The sequence below is a fragment of the Kordia sp. genome, from assembly GCF_045105435.1.
Taxonomy (GTDB): Bacteria; Bacteroidota; Bacteroidia; order Flavobacteriales; family Flavobacteriaceae; genus Kordia.
This window is the reverse complement of sequence record NZ_JBGCDL010000183.1, coordinates 1-16,297: the sequence shown is the minus strand read 5'-3', so window position 1 is coordinate 16,297 and position 16,297 is coordinate 1. Positions and strand designations below refer to the sequence as shown.

At 33.5% G+C, this 16,297-nt stretch carries 21 protein-coding genes; 11 read left to right on the top strand and 10 right to left on the bottom strand.

The genetic code is table 11. From position 1 onward, the window contains the following. Nucleotides 1–73 precede the first annotated feature (73 nt). The 4 genes from AB8B65_RS09790 to AB8B65_RS09775 form a co-directional block, all read right to left on the bottom strand. The gene (locus tag AB8B65_RS09790) at nucleotides 74–529 is read right to left on the bottom strand and encodes a hypothetical protein (RefSeq protein WP_405300779.1); all 456 of its coding nucleotides are present in this window, start codon (nucleotides 527–529) and stop codon (nucleotides 74–76) included. Continuing rightward, nucleotides 529–1,806: an ornithine--oxo-acid transaminase gene (rocD, locus tag AB8B65_RS09785; RefSeq protein WP_405300778.1), complete on the bottom strand. Its 1,278-nt coding sequence runs from the start codon at nucleotides 1,804–1,806 to the stop codon at nucleotides 529–531. Before rocD ends, AB8B65_RS09790 begins: the two co-directional genes overlap by 1 nt. 141 nt (nucleotides 1,807–1,947) lie before the next feature. After that, complete coding sequence (locus AB8B65_RS09780) at nucleotides 1,948–2,331, bottom strand: DUF6768 family protein (protein ID WP_405300777.1); 384 nt, start codon at nucleotides 2,329–2,331, stop codon at nucleotides 1,948–1,950. 5 nt (nucleotides 2,332–2,336) lie between these two features. Next, a complete protein-coding gene (locus tag AB8B65_RS09775) occupies nucleotides 2,337–2,876 on the bottom strand; it encodes an RNA polymerase sigma factor (RefSeq protein ID WP_405300776.1) in 540 nt (179 codons plus the stop codon). 88 nt (nucleotides 2,877–2,964) lie between these two features. On the opposite strand from AB8B65_RS09775, the gene AB8B65_RS09770 reads away from it, so the two are divergent. From AB8B65_RS09770 to AB8B65_RS09755, 4 genes are all read left to right on the top strand, one after another. Continuing rightward, nucleotides 2,965–3,276 (top strand): hypothetical protein, encoded by a 312-nt coding sequence (locus AB8B65_RS09770; protein WP_405300775.1) that lies wholly within the window; start codon nucleotides 2,965–2,967, stop codon nucleotides 3,274–3,276. Between the two features lie 564 nt (nucleotides 3,277–3,840). Beyond that, nucleotides 3,841–4,131: a hypothetical protein gene (locus tag AB8B65_RS09765; protein WP_405300774.1), complete on the top strand. Its 291-nt coding sequence runs from the start codon at nucleotides 3,841–3,843 to the stop codon at nucleotides 4,129–4,131. A gap of 12 nt (nucleotides 4,132–4,143) precedes the next feature. Further along, on the top strand, nucleotides 4,144–4,587 hold the full coding sequence (locus AB8B65_RS09760) for a DUF1572 family protein (protein ID WP_405300773.1): 444 nt from the start codon (nucleotides 4,144–4,146) through the stop codon (nucleotides 4,585–4,587). Between the two features lie 180 nt (nucleotides 4,588–4,767). Beyond that, nucleotides 4,768–5,253: a hypothetical protein gene (locus AB8B65_RS09755; RefSeq protein ID WP_405300772.1), complete on the top strand. Its 486-nt coding sequence runs from the start codon at nucleotides 4,768–4,770 to the stop codon at nucleotides 5,251–5,253. A gap of 76 nt (nucleotides 5,254–5,329) precedes the next feature. On the opposite strand, the gene AB8B65_RS09750 is transcribed toward AB8B65_RS09755, so the two are convergent. The 3 genes from AB8B65_RS09750 to ruvX all read right to left on the bottom strand — a co-directional run bounded on the left by AB8B65_RS09750 (nucleotide 5,330) and on the right by ruvX (nucleotide 6,881). Next, entirely contained in the window at nucleotides 5,330–5,743 is a 414-nt protein-coding gene (locus tag AB8B65_RS09750; protein ID WP_405300771.1) for a DUF5606 domain-containing protein, read from the bottom strand. A 132-nt stretch (nucleotides 5,744–5,875) separates the two neighbouring features. After that, complete coding sequence (gene def / locus AB8B65_RS09745) at nucleotides 5,876–6,466, bottom strand: peptide deformylase (RefSeq protein WP_405300770.1); 591 nt, start codon at nucleotides 6,464–6,466, stop codon at nucleotides 5,876–5,878. A 7-nt stretch (nucleotides 6,467–6,473) separates the two neighbouring features. Then, nucleotides 6,474–6,881 (bottom strand): Holliday junction resolvase RuvX, encoded by a 408-nt coding sequence (ruvX, locus tag AB8B65_RS09740; protein ID WP_405300797.1) that lies wholly within the window; start codon nucleotides 6,879–6,881, stop codon nucleotides 6,474–6,476. A gap of 213 nt (nucleotides 6,882–7,094) precedes the next feature. On the opposite strand from ruvX, the gene AB8B65_RS09735 reads away from it, so the two are divergent. The 4 genes from AB8B65_RS09735 to AB8B65_RS09720 all read left to right on the top strand — a co-directional run bounded on the left by AB8B65_RS09735 (nucleotide 7,095) and on the right by AB8B65_RS09720 (nucleotide 10,660). After that, the gene (locus AB8B65_RS09735; RefSeq protein WP_405300769.1) at nucleotides 7,095–7,529 is read left to right on the top strand and encodes a hypothetical protein; all 435 of its coding nucleotides are present in this window, start codon (nucleotides 7,095–7,097) and stop codon (nucleotides 7,527–7,529) included. 42 nt (nucleotides 7,530–7,571) lie between these two features. After that, nucleotides 7,572–8,432 (top strand): hypothetical protein, encoded by an 861-nt coding sequence (locus tag AB8B65_RS09730; protein ID WP_405300768.1) that lies wholly within the window; start codon nucleotides 7,572–7,574, stop codon nucleotides 8,430–8,432. 12 nt (nucleotides 8,433–8,444) lie between these two features. Continuing rightward, nucleotides 8,445–9,611, top strand: coding sequence for an acyltransferase family protein (locus AB8B65_RS09725; protein WP_405300767.1), 1,167 nt, complete (start codon nucleotides 8,445–8,447; stop codon nucleotides 9,609–9,611). A 233-nt stretch (nucleotides 9,612–9,844) separates the two neighbouring features. Next, on the top strand, nucleotides 9,845–10,660 hold the full coding sequence (locus tag AB8B65_RS09720; protein WP_405300766.1) for a 2,3,4,5-tetrahydropyridine-2,6-dicarboxylate N-succinyltransferase: 816 nt from the start codon (nucleotides 9,845–9,847) through the stop codon (nucleotides 10,658–10,660). 464 nt (nucleotides 10,661–11,124) lie between these two features. Here the strand turns inward: AB8B65_RS09720 and AB8B65_RS09715 are convergent, their stop codons facing one another. Beyond that, nucleotides 11,125–11,883 carry a lipopolysaccharide kinase InaA family protein gene (locus AB8B65_RS09715; RefSeq protein ID WP_405300765.1) on the bottom strand — a complete coding sequence of 253 codons (759 nt, stop codon included), beginning with the start codon at nucleotides 11,881–11,883 and terminating at the stop codon, nucleotides 11,125–11,127. A gap of 155 nt (nucleotides 11,884–12,038) precedes the next feature. On the opposite strand from AB8B65_RS09715, the gene AB8B65_RS09710 reads away from it, so the two are divergent. Together AB8B65_RS09710 and AB8B65_RS09705 are read left to right on the top strand one after the other, a co-directional pair. Beyond that, nucleotides 12,039–13,121: a glycosyltransferase family 9 protein gene (locus AB8B65_RS09710; protein WP_405300764.1), complete on the top strand. Its 1,083-nt coding sequence runs from the start codon at nucleotides 12,039–12,041 to the stop codon at nucleotides 13,119–13,121. Next, entirely contained in the window at nucleotides 13,105–13,674 is a 570-nt protein-coding gene (locus AB8B65_RS09705; RefSeq protein WP_405300763.1) for a class I SAM-dependent methyltransferase, read from the top strand. The genes AB8B65_RS09710 and AB8B65_RS09705 overlap by 17 nt, the downstream gene beginning before the upstream one ends. Nucleotides 13,675–13,851: 177 nt before the next feature. Here the strand turns inward: AB8B65_RS09705 and AB8B65_RS09700 are convergent, their stop codons facing one another. Beyond that, nucleotides 13,852–14,673, bottom strand: coding sequence for a glycosyltransferase family 2 protein (locus AB8B65_RS09700; RefSeq protein WP_405300762.1), 822 nt, complete (start codon nucleotides 14,671–14,673; stop codon nucleotides 13,852–13,854). 25 nt (nucleotides 14,674–14,698) lie between these two features. Here AB8B65_RS09700 and AB8B65_RS09695 point away from each other — a divergent pair, with 25 nt between their 5' ends. Next, the gene (locus AB8B65_RS09695; RefSeq protein ID WP_405300761.1) at nucleotides 14,699–15,475 is read left to right on the top strand and encodes a glycosyltransferase family 2 protein; all 777 of its coding nucleotides are present in this window, start codon (nucleotides 14,699–14,701) and stop codon (nucleotides 15,473–15,475) included. A gap of 398 nt (nucleotides 15,476–15,873) precedes the next feature. Here the strand turns inward: AB8B65_RS09695 and AB8B65_RS09690 are convergent. Continuing rightward, nucleotides 15,874–16,297, bottom strand: a 424-nt coding sequence (locus tag AB8B65_RS09690; RefSeq protein WP_405300760.1) for a polysaccharide deacetylase family protein, incomplete at its 5' end; no start/stop codon positions are given.

The following is a 16,297-nucleotide window of genomic DNA, read 5'->3' as shown; positions in this document are numbered from 1 at the left end:
GTATGAAAGTCATTTTTTGATAAAAGTGATCGTGATTTTTAATTTAACAGAACGCGTCTGTACTAATGAAGCGTTATGCGTTATTTATCAGCACAATAAAAAGTATTGCTAAAATGGCGATTAGCACAGTAGTTGTAATCGCAATAACGAGGAATTTGTAGTATAGTTTTAATTTAGAAAATGCGGCGGTTAAATCTTCCGTATTTTTTTCTGATAATGCTGTTTTCATTCTTCTGGAAAATGAATATACATAGATGGCTGGAAAGAGGCTGATGACCGAAAAAACCATGTATAGTATTGAATAGACATACGGTGGAAACTCGATCAGGCTTTCAAATACGGTTGTAGCTTCGTTGAAAAAGATCAAGGAAAATATACCCACAAACAATAAAAACCCTGAAAATACAAATCCAATCATAGAAAGGACGAAAGCCCATTTGGAAGTTTCGCGTAGAAATTTCTTTGAGCTTTCGTTTAATCGTAATTCAAAATTATCGAATACGTTTGTATTTTGTTTGCGTATTGGCACTATTCAAATTGTTTTAGTGTTTTTGTAATAATCGCTACACATTCTAGCAATTGTTCTTTTGTCATTACTAGTGGTGGCGCAAAACGGATGATGTTTCCGTGAGTTGGTTTGGCAAGCAATCCATTATCGCGCAAAGCCATACAAATATTCCAAGCAGTATCACTTTCTTCCGTATCATCAATTACAATTGCATTCAACAATCCTTTTCCTCTTACAAGTGTTACAATTCCGCTTGTTTCAATGTATTTGTTGATTTCGCTTCTGAAAAGTTCTCCCAATTGAAATGCATTTTCCGCCAATGCTTCATCTTCTACAACTTCTAATGCTGCCATAGCAACTGCTGCTGCAACAGGATTTCCTCCAAAAGTAGAACCGTGATTTCCAGGACGAATAACACTCATAATATCGTCATTTGCTAATACTGCTGATACTGGATATGCACCGCCAGATAATGCTTTTCCTAAAATTAATACATCTGGTTTTACTTCTGGTGTTCCGCTACAGTTTTTTTGTTCGCAAGAACAATTTCCGCAAGTTGCTAACAATCTTCCTGTACGTGCAATTCCTGTTTGTACTTCATCGGCAATAAATAATACATTGTGCGCTTCACACAAAGCTTTTGCCTTTGCTAAATATCCTTCTGATGGCACATAAACTCCTGCTTCACCTTGAATTGGCTCTACTAAGAATCCTGCTACATTCGGGTTATTTTTTAATGCTTCTTCTAAAGCAGTAAGATTGTCATATGCTATTTTGATGAATCCGTCTGTATATGGACCAAAGTTTTTTCGTGCTACTGGATCGTTTGAAAACGAGATAATCGTTGTTGTTCTTCCGTGAAAGTTGTTTTCACATACAATGATTTCTGCTTTGTTTTCTGCGATTCCTTTTTTCTCGTATGCCCATTTTCTACAAATTTTCAAAGCAGTTTCTACCGCTTCTGCACCTGTATTCATTGGTAATAACTTGTCGAAGTTAAAATATTCGGAAGCAAATTTTTCATAACGGCCTAAGATGTCATTATAAAATGCACGCGATGTCAAGGTCAGTGTTTGCGATTGTGCTACCATTGCATTGACAATTTTTGGATGGCAATGCCCTTGGTTTACTGCTGAGTATGCAGATAAAAAGTCAAAATACTTTTTTCCTTCTACGTCCCAAACATACACGCCTTCTCCTCTACTCAATACCACTGGAAGTGGATGGTAATTGTGCGCTCCGTACTTGTCTTCTAATTCAATTGCTTGCTGAGATGTTAATTGTTCTGTAACAGCCATTTTTAATAAAGTTTTAAATGATAGATAATTTACCATTCCTTCTCTACCTTTATCCTTCCGAAAGACTCGAAAATTCAGCGTGGGAGAGAAATCATCCCTAGAGGTTTGCAAAATACTAAATATTCGCTTCGAATTAAAATCTTATTCAGAAATTTTAGAGGCTAATGATGATACTTGCAATTCTAGACGCTTCATTTCGCGTAAAACGGCGCGTTTGTCCATTTGCATCCACGAATATAGTTTTATCATGGACATAAACATCATACAAATTACAATTCCCAATCCCCATTTTAGCAATTCGTTCGTTTCTAAAACATTGAAAAACTGGATAAAACAATAAATCATAAATCCAAAAACACCTAAGTTTACAATATTCATTACAACTGCAAGCCAGCCTAATTTTCCTTCAAAAATACTTTTTATAGATCCCACAAGTCCTTGTTCTTCTAGTTCGTCATAAAACTTTGACTCTTCTTCGGTGAGTGTTTCTTTTATTAACGTGTCAATATCTTTTAATGTACTCATATTTTCTATTTTTTTAATTGTTTTTTTAATTCTTCTCTTGCGTGAAATAAGCGCGATTTGGCAGTTCCGACAGAGATTTTTAAAGTGTTTGAAATCTGTTTTAACGTAAGCTCATCCACATAAAATAATCGGACAACTTGTTGCTGCGCAATGGAAAGTGTTGCAATTGCTTTTTTGAGTTGTTGTTTTTCTTGCGAAATATCTGCTAATGGAATATCACGAATTGATTTTGTGACTTTATACTCCTGATTTTGTTGTTTTTGCTTCGCGATTGTACGCACATAATCAATAGATTTTCGATGTACAATGCGCAATGCCCAACTTTTAAAACGCGCCGGATTTTGAAGCGTAGCTACTTTATCGATGATCAATTTCCAGCTGTCTTGTGCAATATCTTTTGCGGTATCTGCATCTTTTACAATCCAATACGCATGATTACAGAATGTTTTGTGAAATCGTTTCACCAATATTGCCAATGCTTTTTGATTGCCTGCAACATATTGTGTTACCAATTCACTATCTGATATCTGATCTTTTTTATGCATAAAAACATTGCGTTTACACTAAGGACGAAAAAAAAATGTAAAGGTTCATTTTCTTTGATTTTTTTATAATCAAAATACTAATAACTAATTGAATTTCAACTTAACTACTACAAATATCGATAAGACTATATTTTTATTAGAACAGGATTCTGGAGGCGCTCAAACTGTAACGTTTACTGGAATTGCTGGAGGCGTAGATGGACGATATATTATACTCTATAGCAATGATGCAAATTTAGGAATTACTTTAATAGGAGAAAATGGAGCTTCTACAGCTGCGAATAGAATTACAGTTGGAAGTGGCACAGGTAGTGTAAATGTTACTAATTATAGCTCTATTTCATTATTATATGTAGGAAGTATTAGCAGATGGATTATTATTGATAAAAACATTAATTAAAAATTATTAGTGTCCGACCAAAATACAGATTTAACAAAAAGTACTGTTTAAACTCAATAAAAGCCTTATTTTTTTCTGGATATTCAATAGCAAGGGAGCTTTACCAAAATAAGCTAAGTTGTTTGTCTGGAGGTTTCGTTGTTAATTCTTTTCATTGTTTATTTGGGTTTTCAAGGAATTTAAACAAATTTATGTAAGTCATTAGATGAAATCGTATCATTGATACCATATTAGAGTAGGTCCATTTCCTTTTTGTTTTACGTTGTATCACTAGCATAAGTAGCTGTATGATAAGCCCACACCATGTCTGTATTTCAATAGTATTTTGATTATCTCCAAGGAAGTATTTAAGAGGGGAATTTTGTTTAAGACGTTTAAACATTATCTCTATTTGCCATCTGTGTTTGCTATTCCAAAGCATATCATTCATAAAAATAAAATATAACAATTTCCCATAAACTAATTTCTAAAGGATTCATCGCAGCTGGATTGATGAATGGAGTGTATTGATTTTTTTCAAATTTTCTTACAAATTCAGTCATTCCAAAATACGATGCAGATGTCATGTCAGACTTCGGATTATTAATGATTGTCATTTGGGGATTGGCGTATATTTCAGTAGCAAAATCATACGAAAAAGTAATATGGTTAGTTGCAGTTTTTGCGATTGAAAAACTGATTTATGGCATCATTTGGATTCAGTGGCTTTCAAACACAAACGTTTCAGATATGTTCCAAAAAGATGCATTAGCAAGTACATTTTATGCTATTTTTGGAATAAATGATTTACTATTTTGCCTTTTCTTTACGTATGTTTTTTTACGTTTGATGAAAACAAAAAATAAAACTATTTGATAAAATATTTATATGAAAACTTCCATTACAAAATTATTTATACGAGAAATTGACCGATTGACTTCCGAAATTGAGCAATATAAAGATGAAACTTCACTTTGGAAAGTCACGGATACCATTTCCAATTGCGCAGGAAACTTGTGTTTGCACTTGATTGGAAACTTGAATCATTTTATTGGAAAACATCTTGGAAACACAGAGTATGTAAGACAACGCGACTTGGAGTTCAACACAAAAGATGTTCCGAAAGCAACGTTACTTAAAGAAATTGCTGACGTAAAAAAAATTGTAATTACAGCTTTACAAAACTTTCCTGAAGAAAAATTACAGGAAAAATATCCGATAGAAAAAAATGGCGAAATTCCTTCGTATGAATTGATGTTACTGCATTTGTTATGGCATTTGAGTTACCATGTTGGGCAGATTAATTATCATCGTAGATTGTTGGCTAGTTAATATTAGAACAATCGATTTTCTATTTTATTTGAAATATTTATACTGAACTCGTCAAAGTATTTCGTTGAACGAAGTAGAAACGTGGCACGCTTTATGCCTACAAAAACACAAATAACGTACGGATTCGCAATTTTGCTCAAAACTATTCCGTATTTTTGAACTATTAAACTTAAAATTATAATGAAAAAAACACTAATCGCACTATGCATGCTTTTTGTAGCATTTAATGTGCAAGCACAAGAAACAGAAGCTGACAAGCAAGCAAAAGCTATGGAATTGATGTCTATTAAAGTAGATATGAAAGTTGATACCGAGCTTTTTACAGAAGTAACACCAAATACGTATGTATCAGAAAGCCCAAAAGCCGTAATTATGGCAATGATCGTTCCTGAAACATACGAAAATGCTAAAAATAAACTAGAAAGCAACTTACCACCAGAATTTGTAGTAGCCAACAAAGGTGAAAAAATGATGAATGGTGTAAATGTAGTATTTTTAGAAGGTACCAGCAAAGCACAAGGTGTAACTATTAACAGTACAGTATATTGCTTTAAACGTGATGCAGATACCTGTTTTATGTTTATGGGAATGTCGGAAGTAGGTGCAGATCAAAAGTATGTAGATGCTATTATCGCTGCAGGAAACTCAGTTGTGAAAAAGCAATAAGTATTCTTAAAAATAAGTATAAAAAAATCCAGCAAATGCTGGATTTTTTTGTGACTAAACTTTGTTACTAAGTGTGTTATTCTTCTTCAGATGAAGCTTCAACAGTAAAATCGGTCATGCCTTTTGAATGCAATAAATTGTACCATTGTATTACTTTTTTGATATCACTTGGATATACACGATCTTGGTCATAATCTGGTAATACTTCCGAGAAATAATCGACCAATACCGTTTTTGAATCTTTATGATTTATCGAAGTCGCTGCTCCGCTTTCTTTTTCTTTTACTTTCTCTAAAACAGCTCCTAATGGTACCTCTTCTGAGTACGTATAGATAGCAATTTCAGATAATAAACTTACATTATGACGCAGACTTACTGATATTTTTTTTCCATCAGATAACGATTCTGCCACAAAACCATTACGTGTTTGTGTTTTTAATTCATAAAGTCCTGGTTTTCCAGAAATAGCTAATATTTTTTCTAAACTCATATTCTATTTTTTCTACGTAAGGATGGCAAATATACATATTGTACGTATTCCATCATTTTTTTTAACGTTATTTTTAGTGAAACTCAATTTTGATAAATCTATAAGACTTGATCAAAATACAGATTGTTGTGATTAGCGCATTTTCTTTGCGTCTGGAAAACGCATTTTGTAATCTACTTTGATACGTCCGCGCGAAATATTTGTCAATCTTCCTTTTAATAAACGTCTTTTTAGTGCAGATAGTTTATCGGTAAACAAAATTCCTTCAATATGATCGTATTCGTGCTGAATAACTCTAGCCGCCAATCCATCATATTCTTCTACATGCTTCTCAAAGTTTTCATCCATGTATTCAATTTTGATACTTTCTGGACGAAATACATCTTCACGTACATCAGGAATACTCAAACAACCTTCATTAAAAACCCATGGTTCTCCATCGCGCTCAACAATTTTTGCGTTGATGAATACTTTTTTCATGCCTTCTAATTGTTTTCTTTGTTCCGCATCTAGTTCTTCATCTTCTGCAAATCCTGTAGCATCCACCATAAACAAACGAATAGGCAAGCCAATTTGTGGCGCTGCCAATCCAACACCATACGCGTTATACATGGTTTCAAACATATTTTTGAGCAAGGTATCTAAATTTGGATATTCTGCAGTAATATCTGTTGCTACTTTTCTTAAAACTGGATCGCCAAAAGCGACAATTGGTAATATCATATTCGTATTATTTGTATAGATAAGATTGCAATATAATCGTTGCACTTATTTCATCTATTAAACTTTTATTTTGACGTTGTTTCTTTTTCAATCCGCTATCAATCATGGTTTGAAACGCCATTTTTGATGTAAAACGCTCGTCTACACGTTTTATTGGAATTGTTGGAATGGCTTTGGTTAACAAACGAATAAATTCTTTGATTAATACTTCACTTTCAGAAGCTTCATTATTCATTTGTTTCGGTTCGCCAACCAAAAATAATTCTACACTTTCTTTGGCAACATATTCTTTTAAAAAAGGCATCAAATCATGCGTACGAACAGTCGTCAAACCAGAAGCAATTAGTTGCATCTCATCGGTAACGGCAATTCCCGTTCGTTTCTTCCCATAATCAATCGCTAGAATACGCGCCATGTAAATTTTTGGCAAAAATAAGGTTTATATTTTAATGTGTATAAAAATTAGGCGAATTATTGCTGCAAGGATGGGAATTGAGATTATTTAGACTGCTAGATCTTTTAGATTTTTGGACTTTTATAGACTCTAATAAATTTTAAGTTCCTTACGGGAAACCGTATTAAAATCTGCTTTAGATCCTATATCTTGAATAATAGATACTTTTAAAATATGAACAAAATAATAGAACTTGAAGATATACGAATAAGTATTACTGAATTAAAAAGAAAAACCGAACCAAAACCTTTAGACTGCAATTATTGGAAATTTACAGTGAAGAATATTAGTAACTCTAATATTTCATCTGCTATATTTGAGTTTAAAAGTTCGGAAAAAGAAATTACTAGACATAAATGGGGGAAAAGTACCATAAACCTTGAACCCAATGAGACTGTAGAATTCACCATTACGCCATCAACTAAAAAATATTTGTATACACTATCTGCAATCTACATTAAAAAAAATGATACAACTGATAAAGTTTACGATCAAAAAATAGAACTAGGAAAGAGAAAAGAAATAATTCCTATTTGGTATTCAGTATTTTGGTATTCAATATACGCATCTATATTATGGACTTTGTATAAATACTTTTTCGATACATAAAATAAAAAATTAAGTTAATATCTTGCAGCCAAATTACCACGTATGAATTGGAAAGTTACACATTTTGGCATAAATACCATACTCATCTTATTTTTTGCGTTTACGCTGTATAGCAATATTTACATTACAAGAGGTTTCGACATTGTAGGTATACTGTATTATACTGGCATTGGAGCTTACTTGTATTATTTCTACGAATTGAATACAGCAATTACAAAGAAAAAAGAGCTCAATAAAACGGTACAAACACTCGAATATATAACGTATGTAGTTACCGCGATTCATACTTTCTTATTCCTTGTATTTTTATATCAAATAATGCAATTTTGGCGCTATTTAGATGTACTATATCGTTTTGAGGAATTTACAAGAGCTGAAAGTACTGAGAGTTACTACATTTTTACAGTGTTTATATTTAATATTGTCTACAATGGGCTTGTTATTTTCTTCACTATTAATTCCTATCGTTTGCGAAAAAAATTAGTAGGTACATATAATCTAAACAGACATACTACTAAAAGAAAGACAACTGTTAATTCACTACAAAATACATCATTTCACTCCATTGAAAAACGAATCGTTTTATGTAAATTGTGTGTGAATCAGAAATTTCATTCTTCTGTTGGAATTACTTGTGGTTTGACAAATGAAAAACCAACTTTTGAAACATTTTGTAACGAATTTATCAAAGATAATAAAGAAATTATCGAATACGAAGACGTACAAATTGAAGAAAAAAAAGAGATTTCTTGGAGAAATTTAATTGCCGCTATCATACTGTTTTTACTCGGTTTTTCGAGAGCAGCTTTAAAAAGCTTGCACGATCCTTTTAGCATCATCCTCTTGGTTTCAGGAATTACATGGATATTTTTAGTACTATTCATTTCAAACAAACAAAGTTAATTTTAAAATTCATTGAAAACACAACGCATACATTCACTCGATTCTTTACGCGCTATCATGATGATGCTCGGCTTGGTATTGCATTCCGCATTAACGTATAATGTAACGAATCATGGAAGCGTTTGGGCTATAAAAGATACAGAATCCACACATATAGCAACCGATTTTTTAGTATTGATGATTCATTCGTTTCGCATGCCCATCTTTTTCCTAATTGCAGGATTTTTTGGCGCCATGCTATTCTACGAACGGAAACCATGGCAAATGATTCACAATAGAACTGCACGAATTGTGTTTCCTTTCATTGTATTTTTAATCATCCTCGCGCCTATTGTGCAATTTTCTTTTCGTTATGCTAGCGAGACTTTCAGTGGAAACGAAAACGCACTCACAACTAGTTTAGCGCCTTTTTCAGACTTACATTATTACATTCCGAATGGAACATCGCATTTATGGTTTTTATACTATTTAATCTATGCGACAACATTTGCAGTAGTACTCGCTTTTTTATTGAAGAAAACACCAAAAATTACCTCAAAAATCAAAACAATTGGCAATTGGATTTTTCAAAAACCGATTGTTCGTATTTTGGTCTTTTCAGGAATTACCTTTATAATACTGACGCTGTTAAAAACACCCTTAATTGCTTCTTCCACAGCATTAATCCCTGACACAAATACGTTTGTTCATTATACTGCTTTTTACCTTGTCGGATGGATCTTATATACTTCCAAACAACATTTAGAAACACTTAAAAAATACGATTGGCTAAGTATAATTCTCGCTGTTTTATTAGTCATCAGCCAAGGAATTATCATTCAATATACAGATCTTGGCTTGAAACCAAACAGTTTTTCTTTTCTACTAATTACTTTCAATTCACTAACGGTTTGGCTGTTTATTTTCGGAATTACAGGACTTTTCATTCGCTACGGAAGTCAACATTCTAAGCGAATGCGTTACGTTTCAGATGCTTCGTATTGGGTATATTTAATTCATTTGCCATTAACGGCACTATTTCCAATATTCCTTTTGGAATTGCCTTTTGGCGGAATTCCGAAATTTTTAATTGTGACCACTGCAACAGGAATTGTTTGCTTTATCACCTATCATTATTGTGTTCGCAATACATTTATTGGTAAATTTTTGAATGGACGAAAATATCCTAGAAATCACTAAAATGAACTCAAAAGATAAAAACAGTTTCTTAAAAACGTACATTTTGTTATAAAATCGTGGAATCTGTTAGATTTATAAATTTTCATTAAAAATCCAATCTAAGATTTTATCTTTACACTTTGAAACTGTGCGAAGGATAGCAACGGCATCCTCCCGTTTTTCACGGGAGATATAGTGGATAGCCTGTTAACGCACCCAAAAAATGATACAAAAGCTACAAAATTTATAAAAATATGATCGCATTAAAAGAAGCTATTGAAAGCGCTTGGGACAACCGAGAATTATTGAAAAACGAAGATACGCAAGCGGTAATTCGTAAGGTAATTGACTTGTTAGATGTTGGAGAATTACGCGTTGCAGAGCCTACCGCAACTGGTTGGCAAGTGAACGAATGGGTTAAAAAAGCGGTGGTATTGTATTTCCCAATTCAGAAAATGGAAACCTTGGAAGCTGGAATTTTTGAATTTCACGATAAAATTCCGTTGAAACGCGGATATGCAGAAAAAGGAATCCGAGTTGTGCCGCATGCAATTGCACGTCATGGCGCATACATTTCTAAAGGTGTAATTATGATGCCAAGTTATGTAAATATTGGCGCGTATGTTGATGCAGGAACTATGGTTGATACCTGGGCAACCGTTGGAAGTTGTGCACAAATTGGTAAAAATGTACACTTATCTGGCGGCGTTGGAATTGGTGGTGTTTTAGAACCATTACAAGCGGCTCCTGTAATTATTGAAGACAATGCGTTTATAGGATCGAGATGTATTGTGGTAGAAGGTGTTCGTGTGGAAACAGAAGCTGTTTTAGGTGCGAATGTGGTATTGACGGCTTCTACCAAAATTATTGATATTACAGGTGATGAACCTGTGGAAATGAAAGGAAGAGTTCCGGCAAGATCGGTTGTAATTCCTGGAAGTTATACGAAAAAATTCCCTGCGGGCAATTATCAAGTTCCATGCGCTTTGATTATTGGACAACGTAAAGAAAGCACGAACAAGAAGACCTCTTTAAATGATGCTTTGCGTGAGCATGATGTAGCGGTTTAGTCTAGACTTGCTTTGCTCTTAGACGCGCTTGCGCTTTTAGATCGGCTGCGCCTCTTAGATTGTTAGATACGCTTTGCTGTTAGACTTTTACGATGAAAGTATGCTGAGCGAAGTCGAAGTATAATTGGCGGACTGAAATTTCAGTTCGCTTTTTTATTTAGATGTTTTAGAAACGTTATTACGAGGAAGCATGACGAAGCACTTGTATTGAGTTCAATAGAAATGATCTGTTTTTAAAGAAGCAGATTGCCACAAGTTTTTTTAAAACTTTCGCAATGACGTTTCATAGTACTTCTCGATACAACAAATCGGAGATTTGCCACTCGAAGTGACGTCTAGAGCAATTTAAGAAGACACGCGAAGCGTTCCAAAAGCGAAGCGTTCCAAAAGCGAAGCGAGTCTAAAAGGCAAAGCCGATCTAACAGCGTTAGCGAATCCAAGAGCAAAGCGAGTCTAAAAAAGCTTTAGCTTTTTTTCAAATACTTCTTCTTCAAATATTTTTTACGATTGATTTTTCGCTTGAAGTTTTGACTGTGTTTGAGTAGCACATTTTGTACTTCATGCAGTTCTTTATTGGCAAGTTCGGCGTAACGTTTGCTAATGATATGAATCATTAATTTTGACAACCACAAACGTTTTAGGTTTTCCATACGTTGGTCTAAATTCATTGATTCAAACTTCATTCGATTCAAATCAATGAGATAAAAATCGTATTGATTATCGCGTTTTACGATTAAGGTATTTCCTGGTGAATGATCTAAGAAGTTCACATTGTGTTCATGTAGTTGAAAGCAAAATTCGGCAAACTGTTCCAAGATGAATCTACGGTTTTCAAATAATGGATCGTGAATCAATGCGCGGAAGTCAAAATCGTAATCAATATGCAAACTCACATAATAACTTTCCTGTAAACCAAAAGTCGTTTTGTTTTCTACATAAGCAATAGGAAACGGTGTTTTGATTGCGTTTAGCAATAACTTTTCGGCATATTCAAACGAGCGTTTTGCTTTAGATGGTCTAATGAATTTATACACAAAACTATTGAAGGTTTTTGGTACACGAAACGATTTAATGTTGATTGTTTCTCCGTTCAAATCAAAAGACTTAATGACGTTTCGTTCTCCTTTCGTCACATATTCTCCTTGTGTTTCAAAACCATCGATAAAAGCCAAAATAGCTTCTTTCTGATCTTTATATTTTGGATGAATATGTACAGTTTGCATAATTCGAGGATATTCTTCAAAGATAGTTCAAATGAGAAGAAATAAAATAATTTTTTAAATTTTAGACTGAAAAAATCAAATACATGAAGTGAAATTTTAATAACAGCCGAAAAAATAATACTTTGCACAAATAGCCTAGATCAATAGCTACCTCAATGAAAAAAATATTAATTATACAGAACAAACGTATTGGAGATGTCTTGATAAGTTCTGTAATTGCCAATAATATTAAAAAAGTATTTCCCGAAAGTCGCGTTGATTTTATGGCGTATGATTTTACGAATGGTGTTATTGAAAATAATCCGAATATTGACACAATTATTCCTATCAATGAAAAGGAACTCAAGAAGATTCCGAATTTATTGAAGATGATTCGTAAGGTTCGAAAAGAGAAATACGATATTATCTTTGATCCGTATTCAAAATTGCAAAGTCGCTTGATTTGTTATTTTTCTAAAGCGGAATATCGCATTGGAAATAAACGAAAACATAAAAAATTACCACTTCGCTTCTACTCGCATCCAATTAATTTGTTGGATGAAAAAACAAAGATTTGTGGAAAAGCGATTGAAGATAGAATCAACCTGATTACCAGTGTTTTTCCATTAGAAAACCCTGATTTTGAACCAAAAATCACTTTAAAAGAAAGTGAAAAAATCTATCCGAAATTAGACCAATACAAAGATCCTATACTGATGTTGGGTATTTTAGGAAGTACGCCACAAAAGTCAATGCCGTACGAATATATTGCGGAAATTGTGGATTATATTACTTCAAAACACAAAGTCAATATTTTATTCAATTATGCGCCACATCAAAAAGCGGAAGCTGATAAAATTTATGCACTTTGCCAAAATAAGGAAAGTATCATTTTAGATATTTATGAAGATAGTATTCGCGGTTTTGTGCGACTGATGTATGCATGTGATTTAATGGTTGCAAATGAAGGCGGCATTGTGCATATTGCAAAAGCATTGAACAAACCCACATTTACCATATTTTCACCGTACGTAAATAAAGATCATTGGGCGAGTTTTGAAGATGGAAAACAACACGAATCCATTCACTTGTTAGAAGAAAAACCCGATTTATTTGATACGTTTACGTTTGAAGAACGCAAGAAAATTGAGGAAAACCCGCATGATTTATACAAACAATTAACACCAAAAATGATCATTCCGAAGCTGGAAAAATTCTTAGCTTTACACTTAAAAAACTCGCATGAACCTACTAGATAAATTTCATAATTGGCGCCGAAAAACGCGTTGGAATAAACAATACCGCAAAGGTCGTTGGGACAATTTACGCAATCCGATTGAAGCAGAACGCTACACTACAATTATAAATTTCATCAAAAATCATGGGAAATCGCAACCAAGTATTCTCGATTTAGGTGCTGGCGAAGGTGTTTTGAATGAATATATAGATTCGGAAATTTTTAGTCATTTTTTAGGAATGGACTTTTCAGAGGTTTCTATCGAGAAAGCAAAAGCCAAAAACTTCCCAAAAGCAGAATTTGTTACTGCCGATATTCATACGTATATACCAAATCAGAAATTTGATGTCATAATTTTTAACGAAGCTTTTTATTATGTGCATGAATCTGAAAAACAGCAAGTTTTAGACAGAATGCTAGCACATTTAACTGACAATGGAATTTTAATCGTATCTATTTACCGCGAAGGAATTGGTTGTTGGGAATATTTTGACAAACTAAAAAAACTAGACTTTACTATTGTAAAAACCGATCAAGAGAAAACGTATTGGAAGATTGGAGTATATAAATGTTAAATGCTGAATTTTAAATTCTAAATGTAAAAGTGTTTAGTTGTTAGAAACTATATTTTTTCGAAGTACTTCTCGATACAACAAATCGGAGATTTGCCACTCGAAGTGACGTTTTGAGTTGTTTAAGTATCAACGCGAAGCGATCCAAAAGCGAAGCAAGTCTAACAGGCGAAGCCGAGTCTACTTCTTAACAATTCCAAACTCAGTCCATTTTTTGTTTTCGTCTTTGGTTGTTTTTCTGATTGCTAGATTTTTATTGATCGATTCTTGGTTTTTATAACCTCTTGGATGATCTAGATGTACACAAACCGCACTGTATCGAATTTGTTTACTTTTTAATCCGTAGTTGAATAAACGTTCGCCCAATTCACGATCTTGTCCGCCATACTGCATGCGTTCATCAAATCCGTTAACAGCTATAATATCTTTTTTCCAGCCAGAAGAACTGTGACCATTCCAACTTGCATTTGTAGGCGTAACTGCGTTTAAGAAGCGCGATTTTAAGCCAGCAGAAGTCAGTTTATTGTTTTTAAAAGATGCTTTTAATCCGTGTTTTTTCAACCATGTAACATCAAAACAATTGCCCTCATATATATCTTCTTTTGTAATAAGTTCCGAAATATTCATTGGTAGCATAAAGTATCCTCCCGAAAGGAAAAAACCTTCTTCACGCTGCTTTACATGATGCTCTACAAAATCGGCACGCGGAATGCAATCGCCATCTGACATAATAATATACGGCGAATTACACTTTAGAATGGCTTTGTTGAGAATTTGCGATTTTTGAAAACCGTTGTCCTCATGCCAAACATGCACAATTGGATAAAAGACTTCTTTACTGATTTCTGCTATTAAATCGATAGTTTCTTGTTTGGAGCCATCGTCTGCAATTACGATTTCAAACAAGCGATACGTTTGGTTGTTATATCCGTGTAAAACTTTCGCCAACCACTCAGGAGAGTTGTACGTACTTATAATTATGGAAGTGTCTATTGTTGTCATACAGACTGTAAAGATAAAGTTTTTAATGAAAAAATTATATGTACTTTTGTGCTTTAAATTTATCATGCCAACACTATCTGTCATAATTCCTACGTATAACGAAGCTTTGTATTTGAAAGATGCTTTGTATTCAGTACAATTTGCTGATGAAATTATTGTGATTGATTCACTCAGCACTGACGAAACTGTCGCGATTGCGGAAGCGCATAATTGTAAAGTAATTTCGAGAAAGTTTGATAATTTTTCCAATCAAAAAAATCATGCATTGCAATTTGCTACTTGCGATTGGGTGTTGTTTTTAGATGGCGATGAACGCATTACCTATCAGCTTCAAAAAGAGATTGTTGCAGCAATGAACTCTGGAAATCATACGGCTTATAAATTGAATTTTCCACACTTTTATATGAATCGTTTTTTATATTTTCATAACAATGATGTAACGCGATTGGTCGTTAGAGAAAAGTGTCATTTTGAAGGAAATGTACATGAAAAATTGATTGTTGATGGAACTGTTGGAAAGCTAAAAAACAAGGTTTTACATTATACTTACAAAGGTTTGATGCATTACATAAGTAAGAAAGATAGTTACGCGTGGTTTCAAGCAGAACGCATGTTGGAAAAAGGTAAAAAAGCAACCTATTTTCATTTGGCTTTTAAACCAATGTATCGTTTTTTCCATGAATATATTGTAAAACGTGGTTTTATGGATGGCGTTCCTGGTTTGGCTGTCGCCGGAATTAACGCATATGGTGTGTTTTCTCGTTATGTAAAATTGATGCTACTTCAAAAAGGAATTCGATAAAACTGACACAAAGAAGTTTTTCATACTACTCGTCTATAAAATTCCTTTCATTTATCTAAAAAAAATCCGTCAAACACCGATTTGTCGTACTATTGAATAATGTGTTTTTTTAATGCATTACCCCTTTTTATTACTACCAAAAGAGTTCTTCCCTAAGAACTCTTTTGCCTTTAGCGTCTTAGTTAATTATAGAATAGCTCTTAATTCTTGAATTTACAGAAAGGACAATGGAAATTGAAATACCGCTAAAAAAGTGGGATTTTTTTATTTTATGTTTTGTGTGCATCTTCCAGACTTCTCAAACAAAAGTATTGAAATTTGAGATCCCGTTTTTTAACGGGATTAGTTCAACTTACAGTTTTGTGTGCGTCTTTCAGACTTCTCAAAACTGAGTTTCACTAAAAAAACGATTTTCCACGACGTAATTTCGATTTGAATTTTCGTAATGAATCTTCGCCCTTAATATCTAATCGTTGTACTTGATAATTGTCTTTGAATGGAAATTTATTCACACGGTTTCCAATTCGCAAACCATACGCAACTTGGTGCTTTACTAATAGATTGAAAAACATGTTTTGTTCCGGATTTTTTCTAGGGAATTTACCATACGGATACGCCAATACATTACTTATATTTAATTGATTTTCAATAATAAATGCTTTGCATTTTTCAAAATCTTCATCAATTTCAGCTTCCGAAAGTTCGTCGTATTTTTTATGCGAAAACGAATGCAAACCCAGCTCAATTGTAGCTTCGTCCATACTTTTGAGTTGCGCTACAGACATCAATCGCTCGTTGCCTGTATTCCATTCGTCAACACCA

What these genes read in the sequence shown, in the direction of transcription:
- rocD (WP_405300778.1), bottom strand. Translation starts at nt 1,806, where the DNA reads ATGGCTGTTACAGAACAATTAACATCTCAGCAAGCAATTGAATTAGAA.
- AB8B65_RS09780 (WP_405300777.1), bottom strand. Translation starts at nt 2,331, where the DNA reads ATGAGTACATTAAAAGATATTGACACGTTAATAAAAGAAACACTCACC.
- AB8B65_RS09775 (WP_405300776.1), bottom strand. Translation starts at nt 2,876, where the DNA reads ATGCATAAAAAAGATCAGATATCAGATAGTGAATTGGTAACACAATAT.
- AB8B65_RS09765 (WP_405300774.1), top strand. Translation starts at nt 3,841, where the DNA reads ATGTCAGACTTCGGATTATTAATGATTGTCATTTGGGGATTGGCGTAT.
- AB8B65_RS09760 (WP_405300773.1), top strand. Translation starts at nt 4,144, where the DNA reads ATGAAAACTTCCATTACAAAATTATTTATACGAGAAATTGACCGATTG.
- AB8B65_RS09755 (WP_405300772.1), top strand. Translation starts at nt 4,768, where the DNA reads ATGAAAAAAACACTAATCGCACTATGCATGCTTTTTGTAGCATTTAAT.
- AB8B65_RS09750 (WP_405300771.1), bottom strand. Translation starts at nt 5,743, where the DNA reads ATGAGTTTAGAAAAAATATTAGCTATTTCTGGAAAACCAGGACTTTAT.
- def (WP_405300770.1), bottom strand. Translation starts at nt 6,466, where the DNA reads ATGATATTACCAATTGTCGCTTTTGGCGATCCAGTTTTAAGAAAAGTA.
- ruvX (WP_405300797.1), bottom strand. Translation starts at nt 6,881, where the DNA reads ATGGCGCGTATTCTAGCGATTGATTATGGGAAGAAACGAACGGGAATT.
- AB8B65_RS09735 (WP_405300769.1), top strand. Translation starts at nt 7,095, where the DNA reads ATGAACAAAATAATAGAACTTGAAGATATACGAATAAGTATTACTGAA.
- AB8B65_RS09730 (WP_405300768.1), top strand. Translation starts at nt 7,572, where the DNA reads ATGAATTGGAAAGTTACACATTTTGGCATAAATACCATACTCATCTTA.
- AB8B65_RS09720 (WP_405300766.1), top strand. Translation starts at nt 9,845, where the DNA reads ATGATCGCATTAAAAGAAGCTATTGAAAGCGCTTGGGACAACCGAGAA.
- AB8B65_RS09715 (WP_405300765.1), bottom strand. Translation starts at nt 11,883, where the DNA reads ATGCAAACTGTACATATTCATCCAAAATATAAAGATCAGAAAGAAGCT.
- AB8B65_RS09710 (WP_405300764.1), top strand. Translation starts at nt 12,039, where the DNA reads ATGAAAAAAATATTAATTATACAGAACAAACGTATTGGAGATGTCTTG.
- AB8B65_RS09705 (WP_405300763.1), top strand. Translation starts at nt 13,105, where the DNA reads ATGAACCTACTAGATAAATTTCATAATTGGCGCCGAAAAACGCGTTGG.
- AB8B65_RS09700 (WP_405300762.1), bottom strand. Translation starts at nt 14,673, where the DNA reads ATGACAACAATAGACACTTCCATAATTATAAGTACGTACAACTCTCCT.
- AB8B65_RS09695 (WP_405300761.1), top strand. Translation starts at nt 14,699, where the DNA reads ATGAAAAAATTATATGTACTTTTGTGCTTTAAATTTATCATGCCAACA.